The organism is Butyrivibrio sp. MC2013 (assembly GCF_000424585.1).
Classification (GTDB): domain Bacteria; phylum Bacillota; class Clostridia; order Lachnospirales; family Lachnospiraceae; genus Butyrivibrio.
In genome coordinates, this window is the sequence record NZ_AUKE01000005.1 from 17,973 (window position 1) to 37,342 (window position 19,370).

General features: G+C 46.6%; 14 protein-coding genes. All 14 read right to left on the bottom strand.

The annotated features are described in order from the left end of the window. Positions 1 to 46 precede the first annotated feature (46 nt). The 14 genes from G636_RS17070 to G636_RS0102775 all read right to left on the bottom strand — a co-directional run bounded on the left by G636_RS17070 (position 47) and on the right by G636_RS0102775 (position 19,323). Entirely contained in the window at positions 47 to 1,414 is a 1,368-nt protein-coding gene (locus tag G636_RS17070) for a DUF4832 domain-containing protein (RefSeq protein ID WP_051226429.1), read from the bottom strand. A gap of 81 nt (positions 1,415 to 1,495) precedes the next feature. Then, positions 1,496 to 2,167, bottom strand: a complete 672-nt coding sequence (locus G636_RS0102715; protein ID WP_026506768.1) for a DUF4956 domain-containing protein — start codon at positions 2,165 to 2,167, stop codon at positions 1,496 to 1,498. After that, positions 2,164 to 2,892, bottom strand: coding sequence for a polyphosphate polymerase domain-containing protein (locus tag G636_RS0102720; RefSeq protein ID WP_196803018.1), 729 nt, complete (start codon positions 2,890 to 2,892; stop codon positions 2,164 to 2,166). Before G636_RS0102720 ends, G636_RS0102715 begins: the two co-directional genes overlap by 4 nt. 2 nt (positions 2,893 to 2,894) lie before the next feature. Continuing rightward, a complete protein-coding gene (locus tag G636_RS0102725) occupies positions 2,895 to 4,700 on the bottom strand; it encodes a CotH kinase family protein (RefSeq protein ID WP_026506770.1) in 1,806 nt (601 codons plus the stop codon). Next, the gene (pelG, locus tag G636_RS0102730) at positions 4,697 to 6,148 is read right to left on the bottom strand and encodes an exopolysaccharide Pel transporter PelG (RefSeq protein ID WP_026506771.1); all 1,452 of its coding nucleotides are present in this window, start codon (positions 6,146 to 6,148) and stop codon (positions 4,697 to 4,699) included. The genes G636_RS0102725 and pelG overlap by 4 nt, the downstream gene beginning before the upstream one ends. A gap of 65 nt (positions 6,149 to 6,213) precedes the next feature. Next, positions 6,214 to 7,623 (bottom strand): GT4 family glycosyltransferase PelF, encoded by a 1,410-nt coding sequence (gene pelF, locus G636_RS0102735; protein ID WP_026506772.1) that lies wholly within the window; start codon positions 7,621 to 7,623, stop codon positions 6,214 to 6,216. A gap of 6 nt (positions 7,624 to 7,629) precedes the next feature. After that, positions 7,630 to 9,438: a DUF2194 domain-containing protein gene (locus G636_RS0102740; RefSeq protein ID WP_026506773.1), complete on the bottom strand. Its 1,809-nt coding sequence runs from the start codon at positions 9,436 to 9,438 to the stop codon at positions 7,630 to 7,632. Next, positions 9,435 to 10,337 (bottom strand): hypothetical protein, encoded by a 903-nt coding sequence (locus G636_RS0102745; RefSeq protein ID WP_026506774.1) that lies wholly within the window; start codon positions 10,335 to 10,337, stop codon positions 9,435 to 9,437. The genes G636_RS0102740 and G636_RS0102745 overlap by 4 nt, the downstream gene beginning before the upstream one ends. A gap of 5 nt (positions 10,338 to 10,342) precedes the next feature. Next, positions 10,343 to 12,433 carry a DUF4118 domain-containing protein gene (locus tag G636_RS0102750; protein ID WP_026506775.1) on the bottom strand — a complete coding sequence of 697 codons (2,091 nt, stop codon included), beginning with the start codon at positions 12,431 to 12,433 and terminating at the stop codon, positions 10,343 to 10,345. 361 nt (positions 12,434 to 12,794) lie between these two features. Next, positions 12,795 to 13,229 (bottom strand): hypothetical protein, encoded by a 435-nt coding sequence (locus tag G636_RS0102755; protein WP_026495089.1) that lies wholly within the window; start codon positions 13,227 to 13,229, stop codon positions 12,795 to 12,797. 153 nt (positions 13,230 to 13,382) lie between these two features. After that, a complete protein-coding gene (locus tag G636_RS0102760) occupies positions 13,383 to 13,871 on the bottom strand; it encodes a QueT transporter family protein (protein ID WP_026506776.1) in 489 nt (162 codons plus the stop codon). Next, complete coding sequence (locus G636_RS0102765; RefSeq protein ID WP_026506777.1) at positions 13,868 to 14,632, bottom strand: hypothetical protein; 765 nt, start codon at positions 14,630 to 14,632, stop codon at positions 13,868 to 13,870. Before G636_RS0102765 ends, G636_RS0102760 begins: the two co-directional genes overlap by 4 nt. A 14-nt stretch (positions 14,633 to 14,646) precedes the next feature. Beyond that, entirely contained in the window at positions 14,647 to 15,375 is a 729-nt protein-coding gene (locus G636_RS0102770; protein WP_026506778.1) for a queuosine precursor transporter, read from the bottom strand. Positions 15,376 to 16,131: 756 nt separating this feature from the next. Beyond that, entirely contained in the window at positions 16,132 to 19,323 is a 3,192-nt protein-coding gene (locus G636_RS0102775) for a glycoside hydrolase family 2 TIM barrel-domain containing protein (RefSeq protein WP_026506779.1), read from the bottom strand. Positions 19,324 to 19,370 lie beyond the last annotated feature (47 nt).

The following is a 19,370-nucleotide window of genomic DNA, read 5'->3' on the forward strand; positions in this document are numbered from 1 at the left end:
TATCCCTGCGCTGCGCTTATCACTAAGATCCTCTCTGGTTATCAGATCAGGGCGAAGGGATGAGTCTTGATAAGTATCCATTCCGCGGGGCATCCATAGCCAAATAGACGTCAGGAAGCTCCGCCTGCGGATCCTCAATTCCCACCCACAGTTCATAATCTTCTGTCAGATATTCTTCCGAAAGAACTGTATGACAGGTCGTCTCTTCCCCGCCGCAAAGGTGGGTCAGATCTACGTCCAGAGGATATTTCTCTATGATATTGCCGCCTGCGTCTGTCACATACAAGCATAGCTCCCTCTCCCAGTATATGGGTGCGCTAGCGGTATTCTTCACAGTCACACTCACTTTTCTATTCTTTCCATGCTTTGCTATGGACAAATGGGATATAGCATATCTGTAACCCACATGGTTTAAGAGGTCATATGCATTATTTGCATATGCAGCGTCGTCCTCATTTACCTCAGGCACCTTGGGACCTATAAAGGACATGTGACTATCCTCTATAAGGCGCAGAGTCCTCTCGTACTTACTCCCAAGCATCTCGCTCATAGGGATGCTGCTGGTAAATTCTCCGCCTACAGGAGCCTTCTTCCATATCTCAGGGCGTGGCAGGATAGCCGACCTTTCTCCTGTCTGATCATAATCTCCGCCGTGTTCTATCCAGTCCAGAAAAACCAGGGTATCTTCCTCCGCTCCTGTCATGTCATTGTACACACCTGCTGCCTCAGGCAGCTCAGCAAAGGGCCGCCTCATCAGAAGCCTTGCATGGGGAAAAGCTTCCAGATACGGTTCTACATACAGTCGCCTGATATCAATCAGAGGGATCCTGCTGATCCCTGCAGGATAATATACATGCCATTCTCCCCAGTGGCCCAGACTTCCCAGCTCCACATAGCTGACAAAATCATCAGCGCCAAAGTAGTCGCCCAAAGCTTTTATGGCTTTAGCATGATATTCTATGAGGACTTCATCATTGTAATCAGGAGAATAGCCCCTGCCATAGGTCATATCATAGTCCGTCCCGCTTATCTTCCCGGTCAGCCAGTCAGGCATATCTCTGTGAGGCTCTTTTCCAGGTATATCGCACACAAAGCGGAGGACGGCATGTCTGCCCTCCTCTTTCCACTTTGCTATATGGTTAGCCTTTGCTATCTCATCCAGTGCATATACACCTTCATAAGGCTCCAGCTCAGCCCAGGTGATATCTATATAGACCAGGCTGCTGTCTACTATATTCCTGTCATCATCGGCACATACCACGTAGCCGATGTAGGGATTGATGAGGATCTCATCGCTGTCATTATAATGAATCACATCGGTCCCTGTTAGAAATCTCCACAACACAATAGATGCTCCCAGTATGATAATTGTAAGTATGATCACTAAATACCTACCGGCCCTTTTATCTGACACTTATCCTTCCTCTTTGCGCAGATATCATCACGCAAGCGCAATTTTGCCTTATTGCAATGCACTCACGATCAATAACACCTCTTATCCGTGATATTCTCCGTTATACTGTATCAATGTTACATCTTTTACGCCATCGATATCCCTTATCTTCTCTTCAAAGGACAGGTCGTTTTTCCTGACAGCTACTTCCACAGCCAGCTCTGTCACTTCTTTCCTAAAGGTCCTGGACTTGATATAGTATTTGCTCTTACCAAAGGACTGCAGGATCTGATCTCCCGCCTTGTCGCCGGTGTAGTGGATGATAGCCACATAGATAGAACCTTCTGTCTGCTTATGATAGAATATGTGGATCACAATCAGCATGATCACAGAGCAGATCAGTGCCAGGACATACATATATGCTCCGGAAGTGATACCTACCGTGATAGCCCAAAACAGATACAAGAGATCCAGGGGATCCTTAATAGCTGTCCTGAATCTGACAATAGACAGCGCACCCACCATACCAAGGGATATCACGATATTGGTGCTGATGGCCAGGGTGATCATGCAGCTCATGATGGTCATGCCCACCAGTGTCACTGCAAAGCTCTTGGAGTAGATGACGCCTGCGTAATACTTCTTGTAGACCAGATAGATAAAGCATCCAAGTACTACGGCGAATATCAGTGCTATGGCGATCTGACCCACATCAAACTTGGTATAGAATTCCGACTCCAGAATAGATTTTTTGATAACGTCTCTTACGCTCATACTGATCCTCCATAATAACTCTCGTTAAACAGATATTGCGTCTTATCGCAGCACAGTACATATTTGGACACCGCCACCATTTCTCTGGACTTTGGCGGCAAAAGATCTCTTATCAGCTGGGGCAAAAACTCCGTATACTTTACTTCCATGACCAGATACCCGCTGTCAAGGACCCCCATGGTGGGAAGCTCCGGGTCAAATATGTCATAGGATAGTACAGCTGCCCTCACATCCCTGTCAAAGGTCACCCTCACCGTTCCCTCATCCATGATAAATGGTATCCTGTCATAATCCACTATAGTCCTGGGCCTTAGAAAATTGCTCACACATTCGTAATAGAATTCCTTTAAGAGCTTATTATCCTTTTCTAAGAGAAAATCATATTCACCATCAAGGATGGCCTCTGTTTCAGCCCGGGTCAAGCTTGCCGACTCCTTGAATATATAATTGCCTTCCTTCTTTTTTCTCTCCAGCTTGATCCCTTTGTCAGAGCAGTTATAGATCCTTATTCTGTATTTCCTGCGCGCATATATGCCCATGTATTTCTCTTCATAAGCACTGTTCCACACGTCGTCAAAATACAGGCTCCTGATCATATATCCATCCTCTGATGCATTTGGATCCAGCGTCATAAAGCCCCTTAGCCTTGCCATGATGGCAGCCATCTCAGGCTCGTTTATCAGATATTTGAGTTCGTGCCTGAACTGATTAACCTTGCCTGTCATGATCATTCCACCCTCTCGTACTCATAGATCTCATTGTCAGTACCTATGTAGAACTCCTTCACGCCATAGCACTTGTTGCCATTTATATCTACGTGATAATCAAAGGCTTCTGTGATATTGCCGTCTGTATCCTCTGCAGTTACCTTTACATAATAGGTCTTGCCCCCCTGAGGCATCTCGCATTCATAGCCCGGCCATATACCATCGTAGCGCTCTATCACATGATTCATGTATGGATCGTCGGATAGCTCCATATGATAGGTCACATCCTGCTGGGCAAAATCAAAGGACACATCCCAGGCAAAATGTATCTTGCCGCCTGAAGCAGTAGGTACACCTATAAAGAAAGGCATAGGCGCTTCTAATGTCTCAAGGTAATTGTCATAATAGAAATCCACAAGATCAGGAAGGGCATCAGCCACCTCATCATATCTCTCCGGTGTCAGAGGAGCATAGGTGACATCAGGGCTGGTAAATACATAAGGCTTTACCTTCTCTCTGTATTTGGTCACCTTCTTAGTGATATTTTCCTTGGACAGAGCGCCGCTTCTCAGATCATCTATCGCTTTATCCAGATCGGTCCTGAAAGCCTCAGATTTCAGGCATCTCGAAAAGAGTACATTGCCCCAGTAATTGCTCACACCTCTGCACCAGCCCGCATAGTCCACGTTGCCCCTGATCTCATCCTCATCGAACTGGAAGAAATCATCATTATCCCAGCAGATAAAGTACCAGCAGTCTTCATTAAGAGGGCTGTAAATATAGCAGTTCCTGCTCTGAGTATCGATATTACCTGTCAGTATCTCAAAGGCCAGCCAGTATAGGAGATTTTCCCTGTCAAAATGCTTTGCTATGACCGTTTCTATGTCCAGGGACATGTCATTGACATCATCCAGCATTGCTATGAGCTTTGCATTATTCTTTTCGCCCTTGATCTCCATCCTGTCAGTAAATAGGTCTTCATCATAGTCAGGATCATCCAGATTCTTGATAATGTCCTCTTCTCTAAAGAACTCAAAGAAATTGATCTTGTAGAGATAACCATTCTTATCAAGGCCGTGGGACTGCAATGCGCGTTTATTTAGCTGCTCTATCTGTGTATAAAGGCCATAGTCTTCAAAGAGAGCTTCTTCGCCGCTGCCACTGGTCTCATCCTTTACATACAGATGTACCAGATTGGTGCGAAGGCTCATAAGCTGCGGCACATCCTCCAGGAGTGAAAATCCCAGCATATTCCTGAACCTGAGGCCCTCAGCCATATGTTTGTTAAGGGCTATGGTCTTTTGATCATGCCAGAGGCCCACATTGTCATCCAGCTTGATCTTATAATTTTTTTGACTGTATCTGGTGGAGGTCTGGCCTCTTATCTGGACAGTAGCATTAGACGCAGTGCGCCCATAGCCCAGCTCGCCCTTCTTAGGCCCGTTTTCATCGCCCACCTGCAGGAGCGCTTCCACCTTGTACCTGTCTACATTCATCTCATCGTAGTCATAGGCAGAATAGTGATTTATCTCTTCCCAGCTGTGATCACTGTTTTCAGGTCCGTTTCCCCTTCTAACAGTGAGATACATGCAGACGACTCCTGTCTCATCATAGTCGTATAGGGTATCATTATCCCTTAGATGATCGGCTCCTATCTGCACCTTCTTGCGGGCCCTCGTATCCTCAGTGGCAGCTTCGTTTTCAACAGTCTCTTCTTCAGGCATAAGCTGCGGTGAGATGTATTCTGTATATATCCTGGAGCACAGGATCATAAGGACTGCCGCCAGCAGTATCAGCACTATAGACAGATCAGCTTTTTTCTTCATGACACGCCCTTTCTCTTCATAAGACTCTCACCCAGTCTCCCCCAGAAGCCCTGTCTGTTCTCTTTCATCAGGGGCTGAGTACTGAGTATGTGATAGGACAGCTTGCTCATATATTTGCGAAGCCTTAGCCAGCAGTAAAAGCAGTAGCATAGGCTCCCTAGAGCAAAGCCAAAGCCGTAGTATTTGACATCAATAAAGAGGGACAAAAGACAGGCTCCCGTAGTAGAAAAAGCAAATATAAGGGAAGCCCTCCTGGCTCCGTCATAGTCAATGAAATACAGCAGGATCAGCATCATAACATTGCCTATGGCATATACTCCGTAGCCTACGCATAGGATCCTGAAATACCCTTCCATCAGAGCATCAAAGCCCAGCGGGAGCTTGGTGAGTACTACCAGCCCCAGGGAGAGAGATATGGCCGTCATATAGAACTGCCTTCTGGCGGTATATGCCAGCTCATGGTCCAGTACCGTCATCATCTCTTCCTCGGCCTGCCTGATCTCAGTGATGGAGCCCGACCCGTTGAAGAGGTCATAATATTTCCTGTATTTTGGATAGAAATGCACCTCCACAGATGCCACAAAATTGATGCTGGTGATCAGTATGGTCAAAAATGCAAACATCGCTGCTATATCGTGCTTGGGCGCCGAGTAAAAGAGTCCGCCCACCTGGCCTCCAACCTTGCTAAACCACGCGATCACCAGATGGGAAAAAAGACCTATATCCATGGCTACGCTGATGATCATCAGATCCTTGTATTCGTCAAACCATGATAGGAATGCAAAATGGTGCCTACCCGAGCTCTTAAAATATCTAAAGAGCAATACCATATCCATGCATATCATGATCCCGTAGCCGCTGCAGGCAGATAAGAGAAGGGACTCTATGGATACGCCCACGAAGCGGCACAAGAGGTATGACAGACCTATGGCAAGCAGTGCTGCCAAGAGATAGGATACGAATATCCCCTTATAATCCTTGATTGCCGTCAGGTAGTTCATAAGTGTCCATACCAACAGGAGCTCTACAAAGAGTATGTACTCAATCACCATGAGGCTAAAGCTTATGCCCGAAAAGCCCAGGAATATGCCAAAGAATATGCTTCCCGAAGGGAGCATGATAATACACAGCCCCTCAAGTGAGGGCAGTATGTCGCCGTTCCTCTCCTGATAGAGCATATCTGCCACATATCTGGTCATCACCATGGAGAAGAGACCTGAATAAATAAGCGATGCAAGGAGAGCATAGGTGATCATGGATACCATCAGATCTCTGTCTGCCGGAACAAGGCCAAAAAACTGCCCCATATAGCTGATACTCAGAAGGAACAGCACGCCCAGTATCATAGGGCCTGTAGTTACAGCACCTGTATAACCATAGGCCTTTAATATAGCTATGACGCCTTTTTCTTTAAAAAGCCTCTTAAGCTCAAATCCTATTCCTGCCATATCCGCTCTCTTTCAATCAATGCTGCCGACAATGTCACAGCTGCCATCCAAATGGATTACCAGCCTTATAAACACTCCTCTTCAATCTCTTTATATATACTCATATAATTCTTCATCATGGACTCGTGGATATAATAGGTCCTGACTCTCTTTTGGCCCACTTCGCCCATTCTCAGGCGCCTGGCAAAGGATGAGCACATCCTCTCCATAGCCTCCGCCAAGGCTTCTCTGTGCATAGGCGGTACCAGATATCCTGCCTTGCCCAGCTTATCTCCTTCGCCGCCTTCTATGAGATCCCTGCAGCAGCCCACCTCCGTAGTCACCACAGGCCGCCTTGCGGCAAAGGATTCCAGTACGCTCAGGGGCTGACCTTCGGAAATGCTGGACAGCACTGTAAAGTCCAGCTTTTCCATATATTCGATCACGTTGACCTGCCCTGCAAAGATGCAATTCTTAAGCCCATAATTTTCTGCCAGATTGTAGCATTCCTGAGCATATTCCTCATCATCTGTGCCTCCCAGGATATGGAGCCTTACATTCGGCACTCTTCTCGTGAGCTCATAAAAGGCATAGATCAGAGTCTTGACATCTTTGATAGGCGCCAGCCTGATAACCGCTCCTATATCCACAATGCCGTCCTCCTCCTTAAGAGGGATAGAGCTGAACCTGTCGTAGAAGATACCATTGGCCACTACTCTTGTGACCTCCCTGGGAGCACCCAGCTCTATCTGGGTCTTTCTGGCATTGTTAAAAAGGCTCGTGATCCTGGCTGCCTTTTTATAGATAGCATCAGAGAGCATGTAAAAGAAGCTGATCCACTGCTTCTTAAAAGCCGGTATGACCCAGGTTGCCCTGATTATCTCTTCTTCTCTTTCTCTGGAATATATGCCATGCTCAGTGAGCATCACAGGCCTAGCTGTCTGATAAGCTGCAAGCACCGCCAGGAGCCCTCCGTAGCCTGTACATACTGTGTGATACATATCAGCTGCGGGCACCTCCATACTTAGGAGATATAGCACCGGCAGGAGCATGGATCTCATAGTGTGGAAGGTCTCTGCATATGCTACATATGGATACTTTTCCATACACAGAGCTGTCATGGTATCCAGGAAATCCTCGCTCATAAGTACGTCAAGAGGATTCATCTTCTTGTCCTGAAACATACTTACCAGCACGCCCCAATCAGGCCTTGCGCAGTCTATGAGCGCAGATACAGCCTCCTTTTCCTCGACTGTAAGTCGCACCTTTTTGCCAGCAGGAGCCATCTTTATAGCTGAGTCCAAAAAGACCTCATGAACCTCAAGGACATTATCAGCCAGCTCATACTTAAAGCGTCCCTTGTCCTTCTCATGGGCTCCGATCACCCAGAGCACATACTCTATGTCAGGTGAGGCCTTTATGTAATTGTGCATCCATGAGGAAACGCCGCCGTTGATATAGGGATAGCTTCCCTCCAGTATCATACATACTCTCATGATCACTTACCTTTTAGTATTGATCCTGACATTCTCATCCTTTACCCTGATCAGGTAGAGGTTACCAGCCAGCTGCACTACTTCCGCTCCCTTTATACCTGCAGATACGCCCTTATTGATCCTGACGATCATATAGGCATCATCTATAAGGCCGTCCAGATGCACGCTGCAGCCCTCATCATCATCTTCCTTTTCAACACACAGATTACTGTATCTCTGGACAGCTCCGGCAAAGCCTCTGCCTGTCACCTTCCTGATATCAGGGACTACTTCATCCAGGTAGTCCATATATCCGTTATAGCCTTCTTTTAATGTCTCCCAGCCTATGGCTGCACCTCTGTCCTCATCCAGAAGGTCATCGGGATGCATAAAGTGTGAGCTGACAAAATGCATATTCAGCTCGGAAAAGGCGGTCATCATCATGTAATCACCGATCTCGCAGCCTGATATGATCCTGGGAGCTTCTACCATTCCGTCTTCTTTTACTTCATATTCCTGAGGATAAGAATTTTCGCCGGGCAAATAGATACTGGCTATGGTCCTGATCCCCGGAAAAGAGCTGACAATAAGCTGCCTGCCTTCCTCAGACAATACATTGGACGGAGGCACATATACGCATGCTTCCTGGGACAGATACAGGCTCCCCACAAATCGGGTCACTTCCTCCATGGCCTTCTTCATTGCTTCAGCGCTTTCCCAGACCTTGTAGCCTTCGTCATATAGATATTCATAATCCGGTCCGCACAGAGGCTGATGATTGTAGCCGTGATAGCCTATCTCGCCGCCCCTGTTTAGGAGCATATTTCCAAAATAATAAAAATCCGCAGTACTGCCATTACTCTTTATATCTTCAGAGGTATCATCTTCATAGGTCTCTATGACCACTCCGGTAAGAGGAAAGCCGTGCTCTCCGGCAATCTTCAAGACATCCGGCCACCATACATAGGAGTAGAATTCGGCGGTATCCATCCTGTAATCCCTCATGATATATTCCGAATTGCCTGAGGGTACAGGTGAAGGAAAATCATCCAGATAAAAGTCTGCCGCATTGATCACAGGATATACGCACACATCCTCCAGCAGTGAATAAGCAGAGGCATATATTCCTCGGTAGGACTTCTCGCAATAGCCAAAGTTGCATACTACAAATCGTCCCTCACCATAATCACTGCTCCATATAAGAGGCACACTGTCATCTGCAGTGGACGCATAGACTTTGCAGGAGGATGATAAGGCTACCTCCATGGAGGATTCATAGGAGTCGTCTATCCTGTACACTCTCTGCCAGCCCAGCATAAAATCAGGCGAAGACTTAAAATCCGCAACATCATGAAAGCTGTAGGAATGCTCTATTATCCCCAGCTTGCTGGCGATAACATCAAGAGTGGTATCCTTTTCCATAGGCAGGCCAAACATGACCCTGCCGCCCTTATATACATAGCTTGTGAGGTCCAGTATCTTATCACCTATAGGCGAGAGGTTGACGCATCCTACCAGCACTGTCTTATAAGCTGCAAAATCAGGGATCTCGTCTGCCACTACATCCACTTCATCATAGGACACCCTCATGTCAATAAGGATCTGCTCAAACTGAAGCCTGGCTTCGATACTGTTGGTCTCAGAAGAATCCGTGATAAACAGGCAGGTCTTTTCTTCCTGCAGGGGCTTATTTCTGATAGCAGCAGACACAGGCAGTAGCTCTATACTGCTCCTTTTCACATCGTACCTGATGCCCATTCTCTCCACCAGAAGCAGTCCCATGATCACTATCATGCATATGAGAATACGTATAATTACCCGGAACCTTTTCTTCATCTCTGCTCCATTTCACGGTCTCTATGCCAAAAATCTATGATCTCTCGCATACGGCTGCTGATAAACTCTCCAGAGGATAATGCCTTGTCTATCATTTCATTTATGGATCTTACAGATCTGGTCTGGTAATAATATCTGAATCTGAGGATCCATATTTCTTCATCCATGCCATAAGCTTTTTCCATACGGCCAAGCACCTGGTCTGCAGCTGAGTATTCTCCTGCTCCCAGATAGCTTCCCACCAGCGCCATATAATCTTCGTAAGCAGGTGCCAGGTCTATCTTTCTGGCCAGGAGCTGATGATAGATATTCCTCTGTATCTCCAGGGCCTGGCCCTGTCCTGTACCGCTTTCCAAAAAGCGGCCAAGATAAGCTATATACTCTCCTATGAGCTCTATATCATCAGGAGCCTCAGCATATCTGATGCTGTATTCCTGCAGGCCCAGCTCGTATTCCTTTGACAGCTCAGCCATGGCCGTTGTGGCATAATGCACTACTTCCGCATCTTCGTTCATCCTGGCCTGATTCAGTATATGGGTATACTTGCCCGTATCTGACATAAGTACGTCCATGATCACAGAACGCCTGGTACTGGCATCATCCATGATAAGGGCATCTTCCAGGGGTACCACCAGGCTCCCTTCCGCTTCCGGCATGGGAATCCTGTTCTGGTCAGCATCGGGGCTGCTCATGGCTTCCAGGTCTCCACCGGCCTTGCCGCTTTCCCCGGTCACAATGATGAAGTGGATCATAAGAGCGCACAATGCCCCAAAAAGAGGTATGAACAGCACTATGACCATCATCTCCTTCTCTATCTTCAAGACTTTCAGATATGACAACAAGAGGAATATGGCCACTATAAGCAAATGGATGATCAGAATATCAATTCCAAGGCTCATATGATCTAGACTCCTATTCCATCTACAACCTTTATCTTAAGACCCAGCTTCTCAAATCTGTCCAGGATGATACTCTGGCTCTCGGCATCAGCCTGTGCTGCCAGAAGATAGATGTTGCCATCTTCTCCCAGTCCTATCAGGTCATTATTTCTGACCCTGGTAGATAGAAGCTCGTCCATCTCGCTGACACTCCTGCCCTCGCTCTCTATCTTGAAGAGCCTAAAGCTGGTCCTCTGGTTCTCTGCCAGATCATGGACTATGGTCAGCTGATCTACAAAGTATCTGTCATTAACAATATTGGTTCCTTCTATATAGATATCTCTGGTGATAGCCTTCTCATACTCCCAGGCTTTGACTATAAAGTTCTCCATCAGGCCTGTAAGGATCTTGATGAGATTGACATAATAGGTACCCGTCTGATTGAACCTGGCATTATAGATCATGACCAGTACAGACACATTGCCCTCATTGATTATGCCTGCCACATATGAAGGCTTATTCTCCTCCATGGCCCTGTTAAACCAGACTTCACCTGTCCTGATAGTATCCAGCACCTCTCCGTAATCATCAAGGCTAATGGATTTTCGAAGCTTCCCGCCCAGCTTGCCGGAGCACACCTCCAGCCTTGCAAACCTGGCGTTGCCATCATTGATGGTATAGATAGCGACAAACCTGTTATCCAGGATATCCTCAAGTACAGGAATGGACTCAGCAAAAATACGCTCAGGTACAGTGGTACTGAGCCTTTTGACCACATCAAAGATCCTGCCAAAGCCATCTCTGCTGCCGATCAGGTCCTTCTTGTAGCGGTTCTTGTAATCCATAGCCTCGTTATAGAGCTGAGTGATAAAATCCACCCTGTCTGTCAGGCTCTCATTTTGTTTTCTGATAATATCCAGCTCTTCATCCTTCTTTTGCCTCGCATATCCGCACACCGCTCCCGCTATCAAAAGGAGAATAAAGGGCAGCCAGTTACCGGGATCATAGAATAGGAGAATGGCATTTGTACCATTTTGATAATAGGCATATATCAGGGACAGGCATTCGATCACAGCTGATAAGATACCCATATTGGTACCATATACGCTGGCCATGACCACTACAAAGAGCAGCCTGTAGTCCACCATTCTGAATTGGACAGTATTGGTAGATATACGGACCAAAAACTCCGTGAGTGCTGCGCCCAGTACCAGCTCTATGAGCATCATGCTCCTGCTCTTTAAGTGGAGCTTTGACCTGATCTTCTCCTTCAGGTCAGGCTTTACCAGATTCAGGGATCTGTACTCCTCATAATGCTCATCAAGATTATCCAGAACATCCACCTTGGCAAACCAGGCGTACTTTTTCCTGGCTGTATCGCTCTCTTCTATGTCAGTGATATGCTCAGAATTATCCTTATATGTGACCCTGGCCTTTGGATATTTATCCGTAATAAATTCACTGACCTTCTTAAAGCTGGTATGGGCATTGGCCTCCAGGATCACAGACCTATCTGCGCTATCCCATTTATCAAATAGCCTGTAAAGAAAATCTGCCAGATCGGACATCTCAATAAAATGTCCCACGGAATCCTCAAGGCACGGAAAAGTAAACTCACCCTCCATCTCCAGTGAGTTAAAGACTTTAAACCAGAAATCCCTCTTCACTCTGCCGCTGGCAAGAAAAGGAATATATATGATCTTCATCTCAATATCAGACTTGCTGCCATAATATGAGATCAGCTCTTCAGAAGTCCCAAGGATAATATCCTTGCCCCTCTTTTCCCTGTCCAAAACCAGGTCAGATCCCACATAGACAAACTGTTTGATATCAGAGCCAATGCAGAGCTTCAAAAAATCCCTGAGCTGCTCCGCTTCATTGCCCCTCTCACCCTGGTAAGTGACAAAGTCAGAAATATAGACCGCCCTTTCAAATGAGTACGTTGAAAAGAGTTCCCCAAACCTCTCATCAGAACTCTCTGCCCGAAACCATTTGATATTCTCACTCTTGGCATCATTAACATCCCTGCCACAGACCACCAGGTTGCCGTCACCAAAGGCATCCCTAAGGAGCTCTTTTGTCCAATACGCAGTATTACCGGTAACAATAGTATCCATAACATCCTTTCATGCCGGCGCGATCCCATCCCGCCGGCACATAATGATCCATAGTGCCATATAGTCTTTTATCGGTATAAGCCCGCCCTTTTGCCACCCCCTTAAAATATTTGTATTGGTATATTGGTGTATTGGTGTATTGCCCTTCGCGTTAATATGATCATGAATCCGGCTCGCAGGGCAAAGGGAATATACATTTGCCGGCTTACCGACAAAAATAAAGAGTGGGGCTGTCTATGAAATGTCTGCGAAACACAAAAACCGAGCTTCGAAAAGCCCGGCATTTGCTGTAAAAATAGTTTATGCAACTAAACAAAATCTTTCTTGAACGGATAACCAGCGATTACGAAACTCACCTGTTTTATTTAAGATACCCTGCTTCTTCCAGAAGCTTTTTCATAAAACCGGTGTATTCCTGGAGTGCATCCTCGCAGGGGCCCATCATCTCTTTGTTGAGATCGATGGCCTCTTTTGAGTCCTTGATCCTGTCAAAGGTGTCCTTATCCCTGAAAAATCTGGCGTAATTAACTTTTGACGGATCGATGGCGTGTAAAGATCTGGCTGCTGACAGGACAAGCTTGTTCTCTTTATTGAAAAGACCTCCTGCTGCCTTGGGGTAGATGATAATATCCCAGTTCTCCGTAGCCGGAAGCACGACATACTCGAGTTCTCCGCTGCTCTTTCTCCTGGTTCCAAACTCGGACATGTTCTCCCTGTCCCAGTGCTCCTCCATGAACTTAAGCACATCTTCAAGTGTCATTGTCTTGTTGATTACAATCGTCTGTCTACCCTTCATAACAATTCCTCTCTTTCATTTTCGATGAACAGAATCTGTATGAACAAGATATCCATATAAAAATCAGCTTTTCCTGTAATCATTATACCGTGAATTCACCCACTCCAACAACAAAACCAGACTACCCGAAAAGTTCTTAACCCCTGTGACAGATCAGGGATTAAAGATTGCTTTCCCGCGCCTGTCAAGGACTTTCTTAAGTATATATCCCAGGATGCAGATACTGATGATCTCTCCGATACCCACTGTTACCACCAGGAACCAATACGCATCCTCTGCTCCATAAGCATAGATCAGTACCACAGGTACTACCAGCATATTAGCGATAACGGGAGGCAGTGTAAAGATAAACCTGGTCTTTCTAAGATAGTAGGTACCAATAGCTCCAACGAGAGTAGCAAGGCTGCCAAAGATAATATCCCAGATGGCACATGCATTTATGATGTTGGAAATGAGGCATCCCACGAAGAGCCCGGGGATAGCTGCAGGTGTGAATACAGGCAGGATGCAGAGAGCTTCGGAGAATCTGACCTGTATAGCTCCGTTGGCAAGGCCCATTATATTGGCCAGCCAGGTCAGTATCACATAGAGGGCTGCGACCATTGCGCCCTGAGTAAGCCGTTTAATGTTATTACTATTCATATCTTTTTCTCTCGCTCCTTTATATCGTGGCCTACGTTGTGACCGTTATTCTCATCCCATTCGTCAAAAATATCAACTGCAGGATTCTCCATAAGCTCCCGGTAGAGCTCGCTATCATAGAAAGCCCTGATAGCTGCTTCGTCTCTTGCCGGTCCACCTGCTACTGATGTATATATGCTCAGATTGATCCTGTCAAAATGCTCAAGGCCTATGGCTATATCAGCCCTTAGCTGTTCCATGCTCTGACCTTCCATGCCATAGATCAGATTGATCCAGCTGTAATACTTTGCCAGATCCCCGGGTGTCACATGAGGGAGGCCCTTACGAAGGACGTCCTCTCTGATATGCTCATCAAAGGTCTCCACGCCGCATCTAAAGATCACATCTATACCATATTGTCCGAAGAAGTCTACAAAAAAGTGATTGCTCTCTCTATAGATATAGTGGCCTTCCAGGATCACACTGGTGATACCTCTCATTTTGCAGGTCTCCCTGATATAACAGAGCGTGGTAAAGGGAAGCTCTGTATAGGATGCCGAGCAGGTCACGTCAAGACATTTCACTCCTGCACTTGTCCCCTTGACCTCTTCCAGGACCTTTTTATTTACTGTATCACAGGCCAGGACTGAAGATGACTTATCCTCCTGGTAATCGCAGAATGCGCATTTCCCCCAGGAGCAGCCCAGAGATACCAGTAGTACATTTTCTCTCTTTAATGAGCTCTTATTATCAAGCTGATATCTTACAAGATCGTGTATCATATATTACCTCATGCTCAGGCTACATTTTCAAGGCCGTCTTCTGCCTCTTCATCATCCTTTTCAAGGAGGATACCGCTTCTGCCCTTAGAGGCCTTGGCCAGATAGAGGAAGGGAGTATCTGATACAGCGATGATCATCTCGATAACAGAGCCTGCTATAGCTGCCTCCAGGCAATAGCTAAGGGGAAAGGTCCCTGCAAAAGCCATGATGGTAAAGCCAAAGTTCTCAGAACAGTTGCAAAGAATGGTAGATACGTTATTTCTAAACCACATATATTTGCCGCCTGTCCTTAACTTGAGCTTCTGATAGAGGAGCACGTCGCACCAGTTAGAGAGGAGGAACATCACTCCGGAAGCAGTAGTGATCCTGATGGACATAGCAAAGAGAGTCTGCATGCCTGCATCCACCACGTCGTATTCGTTAGGCACAAAGAGCGCTGTGAAGCGGGCAAAAAGAATATAGGCAATCAGTGCCGCAGCTGAGAGCTTGACAGCATTCTTGCCTGACTTATAACCATATTTCTCATTAAGGATATCTGTTGCAAGATAGGTGGAAGCAAACATTACATTGCCCATACCCATGGACACACCGGCGATATCGATCTGCTTGGACACCTGGATGTTGGCAAAAACAACTGCAAGAGCCATCCAGCCATAAAGACCATATTTACCAAAGAGCTTCTCAAGAACTACTACTCCCGAAAAGCATACAATAAGCTGCAGGATTCCCAAAAATAAATTCATTACTCTAACCTCTTTCTATAAATAGTACGGGACAGGTTAGAAATAATGCAAACGTTATAATACAAAAATTGCTCTGCGCACATTTACGCAGAGCAATCAGAATAGACATAGTATTTCTAATCAGCCCTGGTTTTGTTTAACGACAGGATGGTGCAAACGAACTGTCGAACCCTTGATCACACATTTAACAGCGACCTTAGGATATTTATCATTTTATTTAATCAGCTAGTACACTTTACTCTCTTTAAACTGCATTGTCAACTGTTCATATTGATCACGTGCCCTGCATGGCTGCTTACTCGCTACCAAATATTGACAGCAGGCGTGGCTGCAGGAGGCTATTTTACAAAGTGAGCATTTACTTCAAATGGCAGTTTTACTTATTCTTCATAAGCAGCCTTTTAGCGCCCACGAGAAAACTGTCTGAGCAGGGCAGGGAGTGAGATCAAGCCCATTCAATGGTCATTTGACGGCTTGCCGGCAAATAAAGAGAATGTAATGCCACTCTCAGGCTTGCCTGAAAGAGTGGTATTATATTCTCTTTAATTAAGGTCGCAAAGCGAGCTTAATGACCATTGAAGACTAGTATCTTCCCTTCCCCTGCCCCGGCGAGTTTTTTCGAGTGCAGCGCATTATTAAAAGGCTGCAATGAAGAATTTAGTAAAACGCCATTTGAAGTACCGCGAACGTGGAAAATAACTTCTGCAGCCACGCCGTACTAAGCAATATCAGCGAGTAACAGTTTGCCGCACACCTTTATATTCCTCTGAAGGCAAATTCGAAGGTCATGTCACGCCCCTTCGGGAGGAGAAATTCATCATGTACCCTGCTGCCCCAGCTGTCATCTCCGCCTACTCCCATCTGGGCGGCAGCGCAGCGGATCCATGTATGATGGATAGGCGGCAGTTCATAGGGATGGCCTGCAGCATCGATCTCTTCAGGTGACCAGGGCAGCGCTGACACGTTCATGGCATCTCCTGCCAGCATGAGGCCCCGTCCCCTCTTATCTGTCACTCTGGCCCAGCGTACTCCCATCTTGTTGCCGCTTTCCTGAGGGACCAGATATGGCGCAAAGGCGTCCCTGACCTTCTGGCTGTATATACCAAGTCTTGCCCCCTGCATCCTGTCTGCGTAGCATTCATCGGGTCCCAGACCATACCAGGAGATATTATCATAATCCGCAGGCATCCTGAGTATCATGCCATACTCAGGCATATCAGGCAGGGCTTTGTTTGCTTTCATACTCTCCCTTACTCTGATAGTGCCATCTGCATATACCGTATAGGTTACTTCCACTCTTCCCTCAGGGGATGATGGCAATACGTATGCATATGTCACCTCCACCTTGTGATCATCTTCCCTGATCTTGGGGAAATATCCTTTTGGCTGATCATATGCCGCGTAGCTTCCTGCCAGCTTCCACTGTCCATATCTCTGGGGCATCCTGTTACCTGTATCATTCTGAACAGCAGGCCTCCAGAAATTGACACCCGGCATTTTGTCAAATAGCTCTACTCCTGCATATCTGTAGGAACTAAGGCCTCCGTACTGATGATTAAAGAGCACCTCAAAGTCCCTTCCCCTGACGCCCAGGTTAAAGGCGCCTTTTACGATCTCCATAGGTGCCAGGGTGAGATTATCATCATCTGCTCCGCAGCTGTATATCAGTTCGTTGCCGGCGTATGAATGCTGCAGGTCAGGGCTGTAGCGTCCGCTCATATCAAGAGCCCTTCCTATAGCATCTCTCCTGTCAGCTGCGGGATAGAGTGAAAACGCTGCCTGGCCAAAGGATACCTCGTGACCCCTCTTTGCCCAGCTTGTATCCTCTTTTAACCTGAAGGATACTGTGACAGTATATTCTCCCATATTGTAGACAGATATATCCTCAGGGAGCCTTAGAGGGAGGCTGAACTTTTTTTCTTCAAAGGGCGCAATGTCTGTATCCATATTTACTTTTTCTATTTCTCTTCCTTCCTTTTCCAGGATGACTATGCAGTCGTACTCTCCTGTGGAAGTAAAGAGATTCCTGTTTCTGACAAGGGCTGTCAGGGCAGCCTTATCATTCTTGTCACAATTAATTTCTATTTCTATATTTCTATAATTGTATTTAACAGCCTGCATCTTGGGAGAGGACTTCCTGTCTGCACTAAAGGCAATCCCGTTTCCTGAGAAATCATAGTCGCAGGGCCTGTCTCCAAAGTCTCCGCCGTAGCCCTCGTACTCCCTGCCATACCTGTCTTTGACAGTAATAGCCTGGTCGATATAATCCCAGATAAAACCGCCCTGGTAGAGCTCATCCCTGTATGCCAGCTGTGTATACTTGTCCATAGCACCACAGGAATTGCCCATGGCATGGGTATATTCGCAACAGATATAGGGCTTGTCCCTGTGCCTCGTCAGATATTTCTCTATCTCATCTGCGTGGGTATACATCCTGCTCTCTATATCACTGGTATCATTATATCTCCTGTCAGAGCTGATACCTTCATAGTGTACAGGCCTTGCAGGATCCAGCTCTTTAAAGCGCCTGCTCATCTCATAAGGAATTAGGCCGCCTGATGACTCATTGCCTATGGACCATATCAGGATAGATGGATGATTCTTGTCCCTGTGATAGCAGGAATCTACCCTGTCCAGCATCAGTGCCTTCCAGTCCTGCCTGTCTCCGGGCACTTTAAAGGGGTCGCCTATTCCATTCTTTGCTGCCATATCCATGGCGCCGTGGCTCTCCATATTATTCTCTGCGATGAGATAGAGACCGTAGCGGTCGCAGAGGTCATAGAGGTAGGAGATGTCAGGATAGTGACTGGTCCTGATAGCATTGATATTATTGCGCTTCATGTTGATGATATCCTGCTCCACCTCATCAGCGCTGATAGCCCTGCCTCTGAGAGCGCTAAAATCGTGCCTGTTGGCTCCTTTGAACACGATCCTCTTACAATTTAGCTGCATGATACCGTCTTTGATCTCAAAGCTCCTGATGCCCACATTTATCCTGCTGCACTCCAGGATCGCGGCGTCCATATCTTCGATATCTATGAATAAGTCATAGAGCTCAGGCTTCTCAGCACTCCAAAGGGCAGGATCTGACAGCTCCAAAACGCTGCTTACTTCCTGCTCATCTCCTATTATCTCTTCTATATCCATGACCTGACTGGCTGCAAGCTCTCCGTGATATTTCAGGCTGTATTTTATCCTGCAGGGGATAGCTGCCTGGAGGGAGCTGAGTATGCTGACCCTGGCACTGCCCCGGGCAGAGTCATAGGCAGTCCTCACAGTAATATCCCTTAGATGGACCTTGGGACAGGCATAAAGATACACCGACCTGTATAGCCCTGAGAAGCGAAAGAAGTCCTGGTCCTCAGTCCAGCTGCCGCTGCAGAATCTGATGACCCTGACAGAGAGCTTATTTTCACCTTCCAGAAGGTATGGTGTGAGCTCAAATTCCGCAGGATCAAAGCTGTTCTCGCTATATCCCACATATGAACCGTTGAGCCATACTATGACGCAGCTCTCAGCTCCCTGGAAGGATATGAACACTCTCTTGTCCTTCATATTTTCAGGAAGGTTAAAATATTTTACATAACTTGCCACAGGATTAAATAGCTGCGGTATGGCTCCCGGCTCCACATTCTCATGACCGTCCCATGGATACTGAATATTCACATACTGCGGATTCCCATAGCCCTCCATCTGGATGTGAGAAGGTACCCTGATGCTGTCCCAGCCGTGGCAGTCATGATCCAGCCTCCAAAAGCCTTCAACTGCTTCCCCTATACTCCTTGCATAAGAGAATTTCCATACCCCGTCCAGGCTGTATCTGTAGCTGCTAACACCCAGAGCCATTTCCTGTCTGTTTGCAAAGCATACATGGTCAGAATGGGCCTTTTGCCTGTTCTCCTCGTAGAAGCTGCAATCTGACAGCTTTGCGTAGTCAAAATTATCCATTTTTGTTTTCCCCCTAAATTTGTAACCCTTATTAGTAACCCTTTTCT